Here is a 17893-nt window from a genome sequence, read left to right as displayed (position 1 = left end):
GGTGCACGCTCGGTCGCCGCAGGGAGCGAGGATGGGCCCGACGACGGTGCTCGGCCACGCGCGGGCAGCGTTCCACGCGCGTGACTGGACGCGGGCGTTCGACAGGTTCCGCGCCGCCGACGCGCACGAGCCCCTCACCGCCGACGATCTCGATCTGTTCGCCCGGTCCGCGTACCTCGTCGGCCGGGACGACGACTGCGTGACCCTGTACGAACGGGCGTTCCGCGCGCACGTCGAGGCCGACGACCCCGAAGGCGCCGGACGCAGCGCGTTCTGGCTCTGCTTCCTGCTGATGAACCGTGGCGAGGTGGCGCGCGCCGGCGGCTGGCTCGCCCGCGCGCAGCACCTGACCGAGCCCGGCCGCCCGGACTGCGCAACGCGCGGGTTCCTGATGCTGCCGGCGGCGGTGCAGGACATGCATGCGAATCGTCCGGCCGACGCGCTGCCCGCGTTCACCGCCGCCCAGGAGATCGGCCGGTCCTGCTGCGACGCCGACCTCGTCGCGTTGGGCACCCTCGGCCTCGGGCAGTGCCGCATCCTGCTCGGCGACGTCACCGGCGGTCTCGCCGCGCTGGACGAGGTGATGGTCGGCGTGACCCTCGACGAGGTCTCCCCGGTCGTCGCCGGTCTGGTGTACTGCGCGGCGATCGAGGCCTGCCAGGGCACCTACCAGCTGCAACGAGCCCGGGAATGGACGCGAGCACTCGGCCGCTGGTGCGACGCCCAGCCCGGCCTCGTCCCCTTCCGTGGACAGTGTCTCGTGCACCGCGCGGAGATCCTGCAACTCGAGGGCGCCTGGGCGGAGGCCATGGACCTGGCCCGGCTCGCGTTCCGGCGGCTGTCGGACCCGCCGGGGCAACCGGCCGTCGGCATGGCCCGGTACGAGCAGGGTGAACTGCACCGGTTGCGCGGCGAGTTCGACGAGGCCGAGGACGCCTACCGCCACGCCGGCCGGCTGGGCCGCGAGATCCAGCCGGGCATGGCGCTGTTGCGCCTGCGCCAGGGTGACACCGACGCGGCACTCGCCGGGATCCGCCGGGCGCTCGGCGAATCGTCACCCCTCCACCGCCCGCGCATGCTCGCCGGTCACGTGGAGATCGCCCTCGCCGTCGGCGACGTCGCGGCCGCACGCCGCAGCGCCGACGAACTCGCGGCACTGGCCCGCGACCAGGCCGCTCCGGCGTTGAGCGCGATGGCCGAGCAGGTCACCGGCGCCGTCCTGCTCGCCGAGGGGGCACCGCGTGCCGCACTCGAGCGGCTGCGCCGCTCGTGCGGACTCTGGCGCGAGTTCGAGGCGCCCTACGAATGCGCGCGGGTGCGGGTACTGCAGGGCCGCTGCTGTGACGCGCTCGGTGACGCCGAGACGGCGCGCCTCGAGTACGAGGCCGCGGCGGCGACGTTCCGGGACCTGCACGCCGAGCCGGACCTGCGGGACCTCGCGCGAATTCCGGGGCGGCCGGTCGGGCGGGGGCGGCTGACCCCGCGCGAGGTCGAGGTGCTGCGGGCGGTCGCGACGGGGAAGACCAACCGGGCCGTGGCCCGGGATCTGGTGCTGAGCGAGAAGACCGTGGCGCGGCACCTGAGCAACATCTTCACCAAGCTCGACGTGCAGTCCCGGGCGGCCGCGACGGCCTACGCGTACGAGCACCACCTGCTCTGAGCTGCACAGAACTACCCATCCGGATGCGCGGCCGGCTACACACTTCGCCCGACGCGGCCGGCGGCGCCGGCGCCTAGCGTCGTCCGCACAGCCCCCTCGAGCCCCGGAGTTTCCGATGACCACCGACAGCGCACCCCGACAGATCGACACCGTCGTGATCGGCGCAGGCCAGGCGGGTCTGTCCGTCGGCTACCACCTCGCCCGGCACGGCCGCCCCTTTTTGATCGTCGACGCGAACCGTCGGATCGGCGACAACTGGCGCAGCCACTGGGATTCGCTGCGCCTGTACAGTCCCGCCGGATACGACGGCCTGCCCGGCATGCCGTTCCCCGGCGATCCGCACCGGTTCCCGACGAAGGACGACGTCGCCGACTACCTCGAGGCGTACGCCGCGCGGTTCGAGCTGCCCGTGGCGGGCGGCACCCGGGTGCGGCGGTTGTCGCGCGACGGCGACCGCTTCCTCCTCGACTGCGGGGACACGCGGATCGAGGCCGGCAACGTCGTCGTCGCGACCGGCACGTTCGGCCGCACCCCGAGCATCCCGGAGTTCGCAGCCGAACTGGACCCACGGATCGTGCAGCTGCACTCGAGCGAGTACCGCAATCCGACGCAGCTGACCGACGGCCCGGTGCTCGTGGTGGGCGCCTCCCACTCCGGCGGCGACCTCGCATACGAGGTGGCGACGTCCCATCCGACGATCCTGTGCGGCCGCGACACCGGGCAGCTCCCGGTGCGGATCGAGAGCCGCCGGATGCGGGTGCTGTTCCCGGCCCTGTGGTTCGTGTGGGGCCACGTGCTCTCCGTACGCACCCCCCTCGGCCGGAAGGCGCGGGAGCACGAACGCCGGCACGGCGCACCCCTGCTGCGGGTCAAGCGGGAGGATCTCGCGGAGCTCGGCGTCGAACGCATCACCGAACGGGTCACCGGGGTCGTCGACGGGCGTCCGGTCCTCGCCGGCGGGCGCATCCTCGATGTCACGAACGTGTTGTGGTGCACCGGCTTCCGGCAGGTCTACGACTGGATCGACCTGCCTGCGCTCGGCCCGGACGGCTGGCCGCTCGAGGAGCGCGGGGTGGTGACCACCGTCCCCGGCCTGTACTTCACCGGGCTGTGCTTCCAGTCGTCGTTCCGGTCGATGCTCGTCGGCGGGGCCGGCGCGGACGCCGGGTACGTCGTCCGGCACCTCGTCGGCCACCGCGCACCCGTCGACCCGATGTCACATCGCTTCGATCCGATCGAACCGATGTGACATTCGGCCACGCCGTGCGGGGGTCAGGCGCGCGGCTGCCGGCGCAGTCCGCTGGCTCGCAGCACCCGCCGCTCGACCCCGGCACGGACCGCCTCCTCGGTGCCGATCAGGCGGACGTGACCGCGCGCCCGCGTGATCGCGGTGTACAGCAATTCGCGGGTCAGCAACGAGGATTCGGGCGGGGGCAGGATCACCGAGACCGTGCCGTACTGGCTGCCCTGGCTGCGGTGGATCGTCATGGCGTACACGGTCTGCACGGCCGACAGCCGACTGGGGTGGAGCCGGAACGGTTCCTTGCCGCGGGCGAACGCCGCAACGGGTTCACCGTCCGCGTCGACGACCACGACGCCCGTGTCGCCGTTGTAGATGCGCGTCTCGTGATCGTTGGCGGTGACGAGCAGCGGCTGACCCGGATACCAGCGCTCGGTGTCGAGCCGCCGGCCGGTGTCGGCGGCGATCCACTCCATCGCCCGGCGCGCCCACCACTGCACACCGTAGGGACCCTCGCGGTGTGCGCACAGCAGGCGGTGCGTCTCGAACTTCTCGAGGGCGGTCACGTCGTCGCCCGCGACGGCGGCGGCGGTGACCGTCGCGGCGGTGGAGACGACGTCGCGGCGCAGGGCCGCGAGGTCGTCCGGGGCATGGAAGGACACCTCGGTGCCACCGCCGTCGAGGATTCGCATGACCGCGTCGGCGTCACCTTCCCGCACGGCGACGGCCAGGTGTGCGATGTCGCCGCCGAACCGCCGCCCGCGGCTGAGCCGGATCACGCCGCCGCGCAGCCGGTTCCGCTCCCCCGGTGAGAGCGACGCCTCGGCGGGGTCGTCGCCGGCATCGAGGTCGGGCCCGACGACGCGCCCGAGGACCGGGTTTCCCGCCGCGGTCACGGGACGGGCGACGAGGTCGGCCAGGACGGCGCCGGCATCGACCGACGTCAACTGGTCCGGATCGCCCACCAGGATCAGCCGGGTCCCGGAACGGACGGCCTCGAGCAGCCGGCACATCATCGTCAGCGACACCATCGACGTCTCGTCGACGACCACGACGTCGTAGGGCAGGTGGTTGCCGGCGTGGTAGCGGTACCGGGTGCGGCCGCGCTGCCAACCGAGCATGCGGTGCAGGGTCATCGCGGACAGGTCGGCACGCAGCCCCAGCGGCCCGGCCTGCTCGCGGACGGATTCCTGCAGCCGGGCCGCGGCCTTGCCGGTGGGCGCGGCCAACCCGATCCGCAGGGCGGGGCCGTGCAGCGCGGTCAGCAGCGCGAGTATCCGGGCGACGGTGTGGGTCTTGCCGGTGCCCGGCCCGCCCGCGATGACCGTGGTCCACCCGGTGGCGGCCAGCGCCGCGGCGATGCGCTGCCGGTCCGGGGCGGCGGACGGGCGACCGGGATCGTGCTGGTCGCGGAACAGCTCGCGCAGTCCCCGCTCGAGCGCCGCCTCGTCGACGACGGGATGGCCGAGCCCACGGGCGTCGAGGATCCGCCGGACCGTTTCCTCCTGACGGAAATAGCGGTCGAGGTACAGCAGCGGACCGTCGGCGGTCTCGACCAGGCACAGCGGACGCAGCGGGCCGCGGTCGCCGCCGACGACGAGCGGGCTGCGCCGCAGGCCGGCGACGACGGCGTCGTCGTCCGGCCACGGCAGCGCCGCGAGATCCACCTCGGCGGACTCGTCGACGGTGATCTCCCGCAGCCGGGTCAGGTCCAGGCACACCGAACCGGCGCGCACGGCGCGCACGGCCAGCGCGGTGGCGAGGTGTACCTCCTCGGCGGTCTCCCCGGCCAGCTGGGCGAGCCGCAGCGCGACGTGCACGTCGGCGGCCGCGAGCACCCCGGCCTCGTTGAAGGCCCGCAGGGCACCCTTGCCGCGCTGGGCCACCTGGGCGTCGGTCACGGAATCACCTTGCCTGCCAACAGATCGGACAGTGCGACGACGAGAGCGGGCGGCGGCGTCCAGTCGAACACGCCGCAGCCCGCCGGGGTCTCCGGACCGACCATGCCGCGCACGAACAGGTACTGCACGCCGCCGAGATGCACGGCCGGGTCGTAGCCGGGCAGCCGCCACCGCAGGTACCGGTGCAGGGCGGCGGCGTACAGCAGCGCCTGCATCGGATAGTGGGCGCGCAGCATCTCCTGCGCCATCCGGTCCCGGGTGTAGTGGGCGGTGGTGAGTTCCTCCGGTCCGAGGCGGTTCGTCTTGTAGTCGACGATCACGAACCGCGGCTCGGTGCCGTGGATCCGCAGCACCGAATCGATGCTGCCGGTGAGATAGCCGCGCAGCGGGGTGGGCTCGAGAGTTGCGACGAGATCGGCGTAGGAGACGAACGGGTCGTCGGCGGGCAGGTGCGCACGCAGCAACCGGGCGACACCGTCGAGGGTGACGGTGGTGGCGACCGGATCGTCCCCACCGGCGAGGGGCAGCTCGAAGTCGAGTTCGGCGAGGCGGTCGGCCGGGGCGATGTCGGCGAGAGTGCCCGCGTCCCCGCCGAGCGGGGTACGCAGGACCGGCAGCAGTGCCGTCGCCAGCTCTTCGGGGTCGACGTCGGAGAACTGTTCGGCGACGGTGTCGCGGCAACAGCGCAGCAGTTCCGCGCCGAGGTCGGCGGCAGCGGTGTCGACGACCTCGAGCACCGCGTGCACGAGTGTGCCGAACACCGCCCCGCCGGGCAGGGCGTTCATCGGGGACCCGATGCCGTCACTCGGCACGTCGGCCGGCAGCAGCGGCGGTTCCTCCGGTTCGTCGACGCGCACCGGCTGCTCCGTCTCCGCACGCACCTGGGGTTCGTCGTGGGCAGCGGCGGTGAGGGCGGTGTACGAGGTGCGCCGCCAGGCGTCGTCGAGCTCGCGGTCGAAGCGTGCCGCCTCGAGGTCCACGACGGTCTCACGCGGACGCACCCACGTGACGGTGGGGATCGGCGCCGATCCGACGGCCTCGACGGACACCGATCCGGCAGCGCGGTCGGCCCACGCGTCGAGTTGCTGCGCCACGATCGGGTCCTCGGGCACGCGTGCCTTGGGAGCGATGTCGGACGTGCCGGGTGCCCGGCCGAACAGCAGGCGGTGCAGCGGGGCACCGGGGGTGCCGTACCCGGGCGCCCACCACAGCACCAGGTGACAGCGTGCGCGGGTCAGCGCGACGTACAGCAGCCGCAGTTCCTCCCCGGCCACCTCGTCGTCGTGGCGCCGGCGACGGTCGCCGTACCCGGGGCTGCCCTCCCCGCCGACGTCGAGGATCCGGCGCCCGGAGTCGTCGTGGAGCAGGAGCCGCTCGGGTTTCGGCCGCACGCCCGACTCCCACGCGAACGGCACGTAGACCACGGGAAATTCGAGTCCCTTGCTGGCGTGGACGGTCAGCACCTGTACCGCGGCGGCGTCGCTGTCGAGCCGGCGGCTGCGGTCGGCGCGGGCCGTGCCCGCCTCGGCGATCCGTTCGGTCAGCCAGCGGGTCAGGGCGGTGACACCGAGCGCCCCGGCCGCCGCGGTCTCGTCGAGCAGCTGCGCGAGGTGCCGCAGATCGGTCAGTTCCCGTTCACCGCCCGGCCAGCCCAGCAGCCGCGGCTCGAGGGCGCAGGACGCGGCGAGGCGCTCGAAGAGGGCGGCGAAGCCGGATCGCTCGAACACGAGGTCCAGCTCGCGCAGCAGGGTGCCGAGCGCGGCCACGAGCTCGTCGCCCCGGGTGTCGACATCCACGGCGGTGTGCCCCATCAGGGAGGTCAGGGCGGCCAGACGTACCCGGTCGGGGCGGTGCGGCTGCTCGAGCGCCTGCAGCACCCGGAGCCATTCCTGCGCGGCGGGGGTCGCGAAGACGCTGGTTCCTCCCGCGAGCACGGCCGGGATCCCGGCGCCGGTGAGGGCACGGTGCACGAGGGCGACCTGCGCGTTGGTCCGGACCAGGACTGCGACGTCGCCGGGTTCGACGGATCGCCGGCCGCCGCCGAGGTCGACCGTGACCTCGCCCCCGAGCAGCGCCGCGATGTCGGCCGCGACGTCGCGTGCCACCCGTGCCTGCAACGCCGGGGCCTTCGGGAAACCGGATGCGCCGCACGGGCCGGCCCCGGCGCGCGGCAGGTGCCGCAGCCGCAGCGGCACTGCCCCGGCGATCCGGGACGGCGGCTGCGCGGCCTCGACCCGATGCGCGACGATCCGCGGGTCCCCCAGGGCCGCACCGCCGTACAGGTGATCGAGGGCCGCGAGCAGGTTCCCGTCGCTGCGCCAGTTGCGGACCAGTTCCTGGTGCTCGTCGGCGAACTCCATTGCGCCGAGGTAACTGAGCACCTCGGCGCCGCGGAACGCGTAGATGGCCTGTTTCGGGTCGCCGACGAGGACGAGGGTCGTGCGGCGGTGGAAGGCGCTGCGCAGGATCTCCCACTGCAACGGGTCGGTGTCCTGGAATTCGTCGACGAGCACGACCCGGAACCGGGAGCCGATGCGGTGGCACGCGGCCTCGCCGTGCTCGGGATCGGTCAGCACCGCGTGGAGCAGCGAGAGCTGATCGTCGTAGTCCCGCAGACCCGCGAGGCGTTTGCGGCGGTCGACCTCGGCCCGCACGGCCCGGGCGAACTCGACGCGTTCGCCCGCGGGCGTGCCGTCGGCGCCCTCGGGGGCGAGCGTGGCCTGCGGGTCGAAGATTGCGGCACGCGCGGCTTCCGCGGCCTCCGCGTGCGAGATCGGTGCCGCATCGGCGCGGCCGTACCGGCGCAGGTACAGGTCTGCGACGACCTCGGCGGTCAGGTCGTCGACGTCCTCGACGAGTACCGCGGCGGAATCGCGTTCGCCGGCGATGCCGAGTTCGTCGAGCATGCGCTGACAGAACCCGTGCGTGGTGGCGATGGTGGCGGCATCGAAGTCGGACAGGGCGCGCAGCAGCCGGCGCCGGTGCGTGGTCACGTCGCCGTCCGCGAGGTGCCGGATCAGCTCGTCGGGATGGCGGCGGGCGGAGTCCGGGTCGGCCAGCGCCCGCGCGGCGGCGGCGAACCGGTCCCGGGTGCGTTCGCGCAGTTCCTGCGTCGCGGCGCGGCTGAACGTCACCAGCAGCAGCTGCGACAACTCCGCTGTGCCCTCGGCGACGAACCGGGTGGCCAGGCCGACGAGGGCGTAGGTCTTGCCGGTTCCCGCGCTGGCCTCGAGCACGGTGGTGCCCGTGGGGAGCGTTCCCAGCAGGTCGAACTCGGACACGGTTCGGGTCACGGGCGCCCCTGGATCTCGTTGGACAGCAAGGGCTCCCAGAGGCGGCGCGCGAGAGCGCCGAAACGGGTCGGCTCGCCGTGCCACGTCTGCTCGTCGTCACGGGCGGCGACGGCCGTCAGGTCCCGCAGCGCCACCCCGGGGCCGTGCAGGTAGGTGAGGTGGCGGTCGGTACGTTCGCCGTAGGTGGAGCCGAACTCCTGGGCGGCGGCGTCGAGTCCCATCTCGACGGAGTCGCCGCGGTGGCGGCGCTCGGCGTACTCCGCGGCGGCGACGGTGGCGATCGGCAGCGGTTCGTGCAACCCGCGGTCGCGCAGGTCCACGAGCCGGGCGAGCTGCTCCACGGCGTCGGCCGGGGCGTTGATCGTGGACCGCCAGGCCGGGGTGCTGCGGAACCGCCCACGGCCGGTGGTGATCGCCTGCCACTGTCCCGGCCGGTCCGACGCGGCGACGGCGAGCAGGTGCACCCAGGCGATGAGGCGGTGTTTCGGCGCCAGGCGGGAGAAGGTGCTGCGGGCGACGACGGCGCCGTGGACGCCGCCGACCGTACCGGTCAGGCGCCGGCCGTCGCCGAGGTCGACGTTCACGTCGACGGTGTCGGCCGGTCCGGTGTAGATCGGCCGGCACACCGCCACCAGGGTGTCCACGGTGGCGGCGACGTCGTCGAGCGCGAGTTCACCGAGCCGGTACGGCGGCAGGGTGCCGCGCCGCCATTCGGCGGCCCGGAAGTCCGCGGGGTCCGTGCCCGCGAGCAGCGCCTCGAGCATGCGGTCGCCGAGATCCCACCGGGCGAGCGGGTCGAGGCCGACATCGAGGGCGTCGGCGATGTCCTCGTCGCGGTCGGGCACCCGCACCCCGAGGCGCTGCCGCAGGAACGCCTGGGTGGGGTGGGTGACGAACGCGACGAGGTCGGCGAGGTCGACGTCGGTGCGTGCGGCAGGCGCGAGCGGCCGCTGCAGCAGGCCGGGACGCTGCTTCGCCGGATGCTGCGCGGCACGCGCTCCCGCGAGTGCGGCCCGGTCGAAGCTCAGCGGGCGATCGGGCCGGAAGTTGCGCGGATCGAACGGCTGCAACGGATGCCGGGTGAGGACGTCGGCCATGCCGTCGGGACCGACCATCGTCTCGACCACGTCGCGCAGTTCGCTGAGCGGGATCGCCGGGGGGCGGCGGGCACCGGTGACCGGGTCCGCACCGGTGTAGAACAGCAGCAGCGTCTCCCCCGCCGACATGACGGCGTCGAGCAGCAACTGCCGATCCTCGCTGCGCGGATCACGTTCCCCCAGGCACGGATTCACTGCCAGCACGTCGTCACCGTCGATGTGCGCGGAGCGGGGGAAGTTGTCGTCGTCGAGGCCGAGCAGGACCACGACCCGGTGCGGCACCGACCGCATCGGCACCATCGTGCACACGGTCAGCTCGCCGGTCCGGAAGTTCGCGCGCGTCGGGCGGGCCGCGAGCCGGGCCGTCAGCATGGCCCGCACATCGGCCAGCCGCAGCGGCGCCGGCCCGGCGTGCTCGACGGCGGCCGCGAGTTCCCGGTGGGCCTGGGCGAGCTGCCAGGCGTCGGCGGGATCGACATCGGTCAGCAGATCCAGTGCGCGGGTGAGGGCGTCGGCCCACTGCGCGGCCGGCTGGGGACCGCGCAGGCCGTGCAGTGCCACCGTGAGCCGGTCGATGTACTCGGCGAACCGTCCCGTCAGGTCGATGTCGTTGCTCTCGACGTCGTCGAGCGGGAGCGTGAGTCCGAGCCACTCGCTCTGCGACTCGTCGGCGGCCGCGCCGAGGAGGATCCGGTCCAGGGCCGTGCCGAACGTGTTCTGCGGGAAGTCCCCGAGGCCGAAGGTGTTTCGCTGTCCTCTGCCGATGCCCCATCTGGCGCCGGCGGCGGCGGTCCATTCCTGCAGCCGTTCGAGGTCGTCGTCGACGAAGCCGAATCGCCGGCGCACCGGCGCGGCGCCGGCGAGGTCGAGGACCTCGCTGGCGGTCACCCGCGCGTCGGCGAGACCCACGAGCGTCGCCACGACCGCCAGCACCGGGTTGGTGCGGCGCAGGCCGCGGTCGGCGAGGCGCACCCGCAGTCGGTGTCCCGGGTGCCCGGAGGTGTCGAGCCGGGCGGCGGCGCCCTGGCCGAACGCGGCCTGCACGAGCGGCGCGTAGGTCTCCACGTCCGGGCACATGACGAGCACGTCGCGGGGTTCGAGACTCGGATCGTCCGCGAACAGGTGCAGCAGGCACTCGCGCAGCACCTCCACCTGCCGCGCCGGACCGTGACAGGCGTGGATGCGAATCGTGCCGTCGGCGGCCGCGGAAGGGGCCGGGGGGCGGTCGGCTCGGAGGTCGTCCTGCAGGCGGCCCAGGAGCGTGTCCGGGCCGGTCCCGCCGGGGTGGTGCACGTCGGCGACTCCGGGACCGGCCAGGTGCGCGCGTAGTTCGCGCACGTCCCGGGCCAGGCTCGCCAGGAGGGGGTGCTGCACCGCGAGGGCACTGCGGTCGTCGGCGCGACGACGCACCGGCGCCGCGGTCGCCTGTCCCTCCCACATGGCCGGACTCGGATGCGGAATCCACAGGTGCACATCGCGGTTCGCGGCGACCGCGGACAGCACCGCACACTGGGCCGCGGTGAGCCGGGTGGGGCCGAACAGCGACAGCCGTGCCGGCCAGTCCACGAGCTCCGGCTCGGCGCGCAGTCGCGTGCAGGCGGCGGTGAGCCGCTCCGCGGGGCTGTCGTCACCGAGGCGCGCGCGCAGCCGCCGCCACAGCTGGGCCTGCCACAGGAGGTGTTCGGCGAGCCCGTGGCCGGTGCCGTCCGTGTCGCGGCCGGCGGCCCAGTCGACGAGCATCTCCGGGCGTTGCGTCGCGTAGCTGCGGAACAGGCCGGCCAGGTGGGCGGCGGTGGCGTAGCGACGGCCGGTGCGGTGATCGACGCCGTCGCGGCCGAGGTGCCGAGCGAGGACGGTGCACCACGGCTCGTCGAGGCAGTCGTCGACGACGTCGAGCAGCGTCCACAGCATCCGGTCGGGATGCCACGGGTCGTCCGCCGCCGTCCGGCCGGTGGCGGCGGCCAGCGCCTCGTCCACCAGCCGTGCCGGCGACGGGTGGTCGATGTTGGCGGCGACACCGTCACCGCAGGTGCCACCGAGCACCGTCGACAGTCGCTGCGTCAACCACCGCTCGACCCCCTTGGCGGGGACGGCGACGATCTCGCGGGCGAACGGGTCGGGGAGGGGCACGACGAGCAGCTGGGCGAGCGCGGCGGCCAGGGTGTCGGCGCGCTCGGCGCGGTGCAGCGTCAGCACGCGGGTCCCCTCGTCGCTCGATGTGTTCCGGTCCTGCACCGGCTTATCACACCCCGGCGACAGCGCTCGCCGCGGCGGCCGCGCGTCACGCGCTGCCGAACGGGTCGGGGCAGGTCAGCGCGACAGCCACGCCGCGATCGCGATCCGATCGTGCTCGACGATCTGCCGGACCATCCCGTGCACCATCGACTCGATTCGGCCGCCGAGGAGCGGGATCCGGACGACGACCTGCCCCTGCACGTCGACGTACGTCCCACCGGTCCGGCTCGTCCGCAGCCGGGATCGTCCTTCGAGGGCGACGGGCAGGCCGGTGGCTCCTCCGGACAGCAGCCCCTCGGCCACGTCGTCGACCAGCGGACCCCATTCGTCGGTGCGCTCGACGATCAGCGGCCCGGGCAGCATGCCGCGCACGATCGATGGCAGCTCCGACGGTTCGGACCGGTCCGTGACGGTCACCCGCACGCTGCCCGGACCGTGCGGTTCCTCGACGATCGCGGTGGCGCTCGCCCGGTCCGCCACCCGGTCGAGCCAGTACCGCTCGTCGGTCAGGACCGCGTGCACGTCCCGGACGTGGTGGTCCAGTTCGGTGGTGAACGCGAAGGACTTCGGCATGAACTGCACAGTATCGGCCCGCCGGGACCGTTGACAGTGCTCCGCCGCCCTGCAACACTGAACCTGATGGTTCAGTATTCGAGTCTCGATGCCACGTTCGCGGCGCTGTCGGACCCGACCCGGCGCGGGATCCTCCAGGACCTGCGCGCCGGACCGGCCTCGATCAGCGACCTGGCCGCCCGGTACCGGATGACACCGACCGGGATCACCAAACACGTCCGGCTTCTCGAGGAGGCAGGTCTCGTCGTCACCGAGAAGAAGGGCCGCGTGCGCCACTGCCGGCTCGGCACCAACCGGCTCGAGCACGAAGCGGACTGGATCCGCGACCACCAGCAGATGATCGAGGGCCGCATGGACCGCCTTGCGGAGTTCCTCGACCGAACGAAAGGAAAGTCATGACAACCACGAATCCCTCTGCCCCGCTTACCGTCACGACTCCTCACGAGCGGGAGATCCGGGTCGAGCGCGTCTTCGACGCCGACCGCGACCGCGTCTGGGCCGCCTACACCGACCCCGAGCTACTCGCCCAATGGTGGGGCCGGGGCAACCGCCTCGACGTCGAACGCTTCGAGTTCGAACGGGGTGGACACTGGCGGTTCGTCGAGCACAGCGACGGCGAAACCCACGGATTCGAAGGACGATTCCGGGAGATCACCCCCAAGGACCGCATCGTCCAGTCCTTCGAGTGGGACGGCATGCCGGCGTACGTCGCCATCGACACCGCGACGTTCGAAGACCTCGACGACGGCCGCACCCGCGTGGTCACCGTCTCGCAGTTCCACACCTCCGAGGAACGCGACGGCATGCTGAACTCCGGCATGGCCGAGGGTCTCGGCCAGAGTTACGCGGCACTGGACGCCCTGCTCGCCCGGACGTGACCGGGCTCGGCGCCCGCGGCGCGGGCTCAACGACCGGAGGCGGTGTCGCCCTCCTCGTCGACCTCGTCGGTCCCCGACTCGACCAGGTCGGCGAACGCCGTGCCCGACACCGTTCCCCCGGTTCCGGGCAGCGTCACCGTGGGGCGCGCGCCCGGCTCGTACCGGCGCTGCATCTCCTCCGCCTGCTCCGACGCCCGACGCTTCGTATCCTCGTCGATGTTCTCCAGTGGGTCCTCGGACCTGCGCTGAGTACTCAACTGCTTCGCTCCGTTCCCCTTGCGGTGCTCTCGTCCGCCGGTCACCCGGCATCCCACACGATCCTCCGCATCGGCACCCGGCACCACCCCCCACGACGAATCGGCCGAGCCGGACCGCGCAGACCCATGCACCAGTAGGCTCGTGCGCATGGCTGTAACGCCGAGCCGAATTCCGATGTAGGTGGCGCCATGACAGAACTCGTCCTGGGTCCGGTCCTGCGGCACGTCGGTCGTCACGACGCCACCGTGTGGGTCGAGACGTCCGGACCGTGCACCGTCGAGATCCTCGGCCACCGGGAGCACACCTGGACCGTTGCCGGTCATCACTACGCACTGGTGGTGATCGACGACCTCGAGCCCGGCTCGACCACTCCGTACGAGGTCCGCCTCGACGGACATCCGGTCTGGCCGCCTCCCGACTTCCCGGCGTCCGTCGTCCGCACCCTCGGCACCGGCCGCCCCCTCGAACTGATCTTCGGTTCGTGCCGGTTCGCCACCACGGCCGCCACCGAGAACGACGACAAGCTCGGCGCCGACGCGCTCGACGCGTACGCGCAGCGCATGACGACCCGGGCACCGGACCGCTGGCCCGACGCGCTGCTGCTCCTCGGCGACCAGGTCTACGCCGACGAACTGTCCGAGCAGACCCTCGCGCGGCTCCGCGAGCACCACGACCTGGACGAGCCTCCCGGCCCGCAGGTCCGCAACTACGAGGAGTACACCTGGCTCTACGCCGAGTCGTGGTCCGATCCCCACGTGCGCTGGCTGCTGTCCACCGTCCCCACCTCGATGATCTTCGACGACCACGACGTGCACGACGACTGGAACACCTCGCAGTCCTGGCGCGACCAGGTCGAAGCCACCTCGTGGTGGGAGGAACGCATCGTCGGCGCGCTCGCGTCGTACTGGGTGTACCAGCACCTCGGCAACCTCGACCCCGCCGAACTCGCGGGCAACGAGCTGTACCAGCGCGTCCGCAAGTGCGACGGGGATGCCGAGCCGCTGCTGCGGGAGTTCGCGTCGGCCGCGGACGAGGAGGCCGACGGCGCGAAGGGCACCCAGTGGTCCTTCCGGCGCGACCTCGGAAACGTCCGGTTGCTGGTGATCGACTCGCGCTGCGGCCGGATCCTGGCCGGTGGCCGTCGCGAGATGGTCTCGGAGCCGGAGTTCTCCTGGATCGAGCGGCAGACGCAGGGCGACTACGACCACCTGCTCGTCGGGACGTCACTGCCGTGGCTGCTGCCGCGGGCGCTGCACGACCTCGAGTCCTGGGACGAACGGCTCGCCGCGGGAGTGCGCGGAAAACGGGTCGCCCGCTGGGCGGAGATCGTCCGCCGCGGCGCGGACCTCGAACACTGGGCGGCCTTCCGCGACTCGTTCGACCGGCTCGGCCGGCTCTTCGCGGATATCGGCCGGGGCCGTTGCACCGGACCGTCCGGCCGTCCGCCCGCCACGATCTGCGTGCTCTCGGGCGACGTGCACCACGCCTACGTCGCGCAGGCGTGGTTCCCGGATCCGATGTCGACCCGGGTGTACCAGCTGACCTGCTCGCCCTTGCACAACTATGTGCCCGCCGCGGTCCGGGTGGTGTTCCGCATCTCGTGGAGCCGGGCGATGGAACGGGCTGTGCGCTTCGTGCTCGGTCGGGTGTCGGAGGTGCCCCCGGTGCCGGTCGAGTGGACCCGCGCGACCGGCCCGTTCTTCGGCAATCAGATCGCGACGCTGCGCCTGGCCGGCCGGGCCGCGCATCTGATGCTGGAACGTTCCGGACGGGCTCCGCGCGGACCCGTGGGCTTCACCACCACCGCCGACCTCGTGCTGTCGGCGCCCGAGGCCACGTCGTGAGACCGCGTACCGCGATGCGGGCGTCATGACGCGGACGCGTTCGTGGTGGGGCTGGGGCACCGTCGAGGACGCGGTACGCGGCGCGGAACTGCAGGAGCTGATCGCACGTGCCTCGGCCCTGTTGCCCGGCGCCGACCTGACGGACCACCCACCACCCGACGTCCGGTCGCTCGGACTGCCGCCCGCGCGCATCGCCGCGCCCGATTCCCTTGCACCGCTGTGTTCCTCCGACCCGGTGGACCGGGCTGCCCATACCCACGGCCGCGCGTTCCGGGACGTGGTCCGGAATCTGCTCGGCGACCTGCGCCATCCGCCCGACCTCGTCGTGCGGCCGAGCAGCGAAACCGAGATCGTGGACGTGCTGGACTGGTGTGCCCGGGCGCGCGTCGCGGTGATCCCGTTCGGCGGCGGCAGCTCCGTCGTCGGCGGTGTCGAGCCGCGACTGGACGGCGACTTCGCCGGTGTGGTGAGCCTGGATCTCACCGGCCTCGAGGGGGTTCGGGAGATCGACCCCACGAGCCGGGCGGCCCGCATCGGGGCGGGCACCCTGGGCCCGGCGCTCGAGGACGGCCTGCGCCCGTCCGGTCTGACGCTGCGCCACTTCCCGCAGTCCTTCGAGTTCTCCACCCTGGGTGGCTGGCTGGCGACGCGTTCGGGAGGTCACTTCGCGACCGGGTACACCCACATCGACGATCTGGTCGAGTCGATGCGGATCGTCACCCCCGCGGGCACGTGCGAGTCGCGGCGCCTGCCCGGATCGGGAGCGGGTCCGTCACCGGATCGCCTGTTTCTCGGCTCCGAGGGGACGCTCGGAATCGTGACCGAGGCCTGGATGCGGCTGCAGCCTCGCCCCCGGTGGCGAGCCGACGCCTCGGTGCACTTCGCCGACTACGGCGCGGCGGTCGCCGCGACGCGCGCCGTCGCCCAGTCGGGGCTGCAGCCCGCCAACTGCCGGCTGCTGGACCCCGTCGAGGCGTTCGTCAACGCGGGCACGGCGTCCCCCGGCGGTGTCCTCCTGCTCGCCTTCGAGTCCGCCGATCACCCCGTGGACGCGTGGTCGGACCGCGCAGTCGACCTGTGCCGCGAGCACGGCGGCACGCTGCCGGAACCGCCGCGGCACTCGTCCGGGGACGGGACCGACACGGACGTCGCGGGGCGGTGGCGGTCGTCGTTCCTGCGCATGCCGTACCTGCGCGACGCCCTGGCCGCCCGGTCGATGATCGTCGAGACCTTCGAAACCTCCTGTACCTGGGACGTATTCGACACCCTGCGGGAGGCGGTGCACGACGCCGCGAACGAGGCACTGCGCCGGGCGGGCGCGACGGGGGTGGTCGCATGCCGGTTCAGCCACGTGTACCCGGACGGCCCCGCCCCCTACTTCGGCATCTACGCCGCGGGCCGGTGGGGCAGCACGATGGCGCAGTGGGACGACATCAAGGCCGCCGTGTCGGAGGCGCTGCTGACCGCCGGCGGCACGATCACCCACCACCACGCGATCGGCCGGGATCACCGGCCCTGGTACGACCGCCAACGTCCCGACCCGTTCGCCGCGGTTCTGCAGGCGGCCAAGTCCGTTCTCGACCCGGCGGGCATTCTGAACCCGGGGGTCCTCGTCGATCCCGCGCCGAGCCGTCCTACGCCGAGGTGAACCGGTCCAGGATCGAACGGGCACATCGCACCACGGTGCCGCGGTCGTACGAGACGACGTAGTCGAACTCGCGATCGAGGTCGTCGGTGCCCCGATGCAGGTCCACGGCCGACAGGACGCACGCGAAGTACGGGCCGAGGACGACGACGTTCCACTCCTCGACCAGGGGGTCGTCCGGGTCGAGCGACGCGTGGTGGATGCCCGCCTCCGCACAGGGGCCGAGGCCCACGCCGTACACGCCGGCGTACGCGATCCGCTCCGCCATGTACTGCCAGCGGGCACGGGTGCGCTCAGTGAAGTTCCGCGCGTACTGGAACGTGCCGAGCACGATGGTCTCCGGCCCCGCGGCCCCGGCCTGCTGCTCGAGACTGGTGCTCATCGCGACCAGGAGGCGCTTGAGGCTGTGCACGGGCCGGCGCCCTTCCGTGGCGATCGCGAAGGGTGTGCTCGCCTCCGCGGCGAGGTCGCTGCGGACGGGGGTGGACGGGAAGGGATCGACCTTCTCTTCCGCGAGCTGTTCCGGGGCGTCGACTGCGGGATAGAGCGCCCCGAGCCCGTAGGTGGCCCCGAGCGCAAGGGCCCGTCGCCGGCACGGTTCCGAGTCGACGCCGTCCGCGATCACGAGCGCACCGGTCCGTTCGACCTGCGCGGCCACGGCGTGCGCGGCACGGGCCGTGGCGTCGTCCGCGCGACGAGCCGACAGCCGCGGGGCCAGGACGATCACGTCCGGTTCGACGAGCGGCAGCAGGGCCAGGGACTGCGGCCGCGACCCGACGTCGTCGACCGCGACGACCTTGCCGCTGCGACGGGCGTCGGCCACCGCACGCAACGTCCGCGACGGATTGGCGATCAAGGACTCCTCGGTGATCACCACGACGTCGCGCCGCAACCCCTCCGCGTCGGGGACGTCCAGGGTCTCGACCGATTCGAGGTCCATCGCCACCAGCGCGGGAACGTTCCGGATCGGTCTCGACTGCGCGACGGACCACTTGAGGCGGTCGAGGTGCCGCTTCTCGCTCATCGTCCGTGCCGCCGCCCGCAGCGACTCTGCGGTGGCGAGCGGTCCTCCCGCGGGGCCACGCAACTGGACCTCCACCGCCGCCAGCGCGCCCGAGTCGAGCCGGCGCACCGGCGCGTAGAAGGGCGTCACCTGCAAACCGACGGTCTCGGGAACCGCGGGCCGGGTGGGGTCGGCGAGGACGAACACCATGAGCCCAGCGTCGCACGCCCGTCCTGCTCCGCAAAGGCGGGCCAGGGACCGGTCCC

General features: G+C 73.0%; 12 protein-coding genes. 6 read left to right on the top strand and 6 right to left on the bottom strand.

The features are described from left to right. Nucleotides 1–31 precede the first annotated feature (31 nt). Together ACM26Y_RS07310 and ACM26Y_RS07305 are read left to right on the top strand one after the other, a co-directional pair. A complete protein-coding gene (locus ACM26Y_RS07310) occupies nt 32–1660 on the top strand; it encodes a LuxR C-terminal-related transcriptional regulator (RefSeq protein WP_416063048.1) in 1629 nt (542 codons plus the stop codon). 115 nt (nt 1661–1775) lie between these two features. Then, complete coding sequence (locus tag ACM26Y_RS07305; RefSeq protein ID WP_416063047.1) at nt 1776–2909, top strand: flavin-containing monooxygenase; 1134 nt, start codon at nt 1776–1778, stop codon at nt 2907–2909. A gap of 23 nt (nt 2910–2932) precedes the next feature. On the opposite strand, the gene recD is transcribed toward ACM26Y_RS07305, so the two are convergent. The 4 genes from recD to ACM26Y_RS07285 form a co-directional block, all read right to left on the bottom strand. After that, the gene (recD, locus tag ACM26Y_RS07300; protein WP_416063046.1) at nt 2933–4801 is read right to left on the bottom strand and encodes an exodeoxyribonuclease V subunit alpha; all 1869 of its coding nucleotides are present in this window, start codon (nt 4799–4801) and stop codon (nt 2933–2935) included. Then, on the bottom strand, nt 4798–8094 hold the full coding sequence (locus ACM26Y_RS07295) for a UvrD-helicase domain-containing protein (RefSeq protein WP_416063045.1): 3297 nt from the start codon (nt 8092–8094) through the stop codon (nt 4798–4800). Before ACM26Y_RS07295 ends, recD begins: the two co-directional genes overlap by 4 nt. Further along, nucleotides 8091–11387, bottom strand: coding sequence for an exodeoxyribonuclease V subunit gamma (gene recC, locus ACM26Y_RS07290; protein WP_416063044.1), 3297 nt, complete (start codon nt 11385–11387; stop codon nt 8091–8093). The genes ACM26Y_RS07295 and recC overlap by 4 nt, the downstream gene beginning before the upstream one ends. Nucleotides 11388–11501: 114 nt before the next feature. Beyond that, nucleotides 11502–11999 (bottom strand): DUF2505 domain-containing protein, encoded by a 498-nt coding sequence (locus ACM26Y_RS07285; protein ID WP_416063043.1) that lies wholly within the window; start codon nt 11997–11999, stop codon nt 11502–11504. 66 nt (nt 12000–12065) lie between these two features. Between ACM26Y_RS07285 and ACM26Y_RS07280 the strand changes: the two genes are divergently transcribed. Together ACM26Y_RS07280 and ACM26Y_RS07275 are read left to right on the top strand one after the other, a co-directional pair. Then, a complete protein-coding gene (locus tag ACM26Y_RS07280) occupies nt 12066–12398 on the top strand; it encodes an ArsR/SmtB family transcription factor (RefSeq protein ID WP_003935037.1) in 333 nt (110 codons plus the stop codon). Then, a complete protein-coding gene (locus ACM26Y_RS07275) occupies nt 12395–12877 on the top strand; it encodes an SRPBCC family protein (protein WP_003935038.1) in 483 nt (160 codons plus the stop codon). The genes ACM26Y_RS07280 and ACM26Y_RS07275 overlap by 4 nt, the downstream gene beginning before the upstream one ends. 26 nt (nt 12878–12903) lie before the next feature. Here the strand turns inward: ACM26Y_RS07275 and ACM26Y_RS07270 are convergent, their stop codons facing one another. Continuing rightward, nucleotides 12904–13371 carry a hypothetical protein gene (locus ACM26Y_RS07270; protein ID WP_416063042.1) on the bottom strand — a complete coding sequence of 156 codons (468 nt, stop codon included), beginning with the start codon at nt 13369–13371 and terminating at the stop codon, nt 12904–12906. Here ACM26Y_RS07270 and ACM26Y_RS07265 point away from each other — a divergent pair. Both ACM26Y_RS07265 and ACM26Y_RS07260 read left to right on the top strand, forming a co-directional pair. Continuing rightward, complete coding sequence (locus ACM26Y_RS07265) at nt 13324–14979, top strand: alkaline phosphatase D family protein (protein WP_003935040.1); 1656 nt, start codon at nt 13324–13326, stop codon at nt 14977–14979. The genes ACM26Y_RS07270 and ACM26Y_RS07265 overlap by 48 nt on opposite strands. Nucleotides 14980–15004: 25 nt before the next feature. Beyond that, a complete protein-coding gene (locus ACM26Y_RS07260; protein WP_054373422.1) occupies nt 15005–16627 on the top strand; it encodes an FAD-binding oxidoreductase in 1623 nt (540 codons plus the stop codon). Here ACM26Y_RS07260 and ACM26Y_RS07255 read toward each other — a convergent pair. Further along, nucleotides 16614–17837: an EAL domain-containing protein gene (locus tag ACM26Y_RS07255; RefSeq protein ID WP_416063041.1), complete on the bottom strand. Its 1224-nt coding sequence runs from the start codon at nt 17835–17837 to the stop codon at nt 16614–16616. The two genes, ACM26Y_RS07260 and ACM26Y_RS07255, sit on opposite strands and share 14 nt — an antisense overlap. Nucleotides 17838–17893 lie beyond the last annotated feature (56 nt).

Origin of the sequence: Rhodococcus indonesiensis (assembly GCF_047782815.1) — a bacterium.
Lineage (GTDB): Bacteria > Actinomycetota > Actinomycetes > Mycobacteriales > Mycobacteriaceae > Rhodococcus > Rhodococcus indonesiensis.
This window is presented reverse-complemented; position numbering and strand designations above follow the sequence as displayed.

Coding starts and splice junctions, on each gene's coding strand:
- ACM26Y_RS07285 (WP_416063043.1), bottom strand. CDS start 11,999: ATGCCGAAGTCCTTCGCGTTCACCACCGAACTGGACCACCACGTCCGG.
- ACM26Y_RS07260 (WP_054373422.1), top strand. CDS start 15,005: ATGACGCGGACGCGTTCGTGGTGGGGCTGGGGCACCGTCGAGGACGCG.
- ACM26Y_RS07275 (WP_003935038.1), top strand. CDS start 12,395: ATGACAACCACGAATCCCTCTGCCCCGCTTACCGTCACGACTCCTCAC.
- ACM26Y_RS07255 (WP_416063041.1), bottom strand. CDS start 17,837: ATGGTGTTCGTCCTCGCCGACCCCACCCGGCCCGCGGTTCCCGAGACC.
- ACM26Y_RS07280 (WP_003935037.1), top strand. CDS start 12,066: ATGGTTCAGTATTCGAGTCTCGATGCCACGTTCGCGGCGCTGTCGGAC.
- ACM26Y_RS07310 (WP_416063048.1), top strand. CDS start 32: ATGGGCCCGACGACGGTGCTCGGCCACGCGCGGGCAGCGTTCCACGCG.
- ACM26Y_RS07305 (WP_416063047.1), top strand. CDS start 1,776: ATGACCACCGACAGCGCACCCCGACAGATCGACACCGTCGTGATCGGC.
- ACM26Y_RS07265 (WP_003935040.1), top strand. CDS start 13,324: ATGACAGAACTCGTCCTGGGTCCGGTCCTGCGGCACGTCGGTCGTCAC.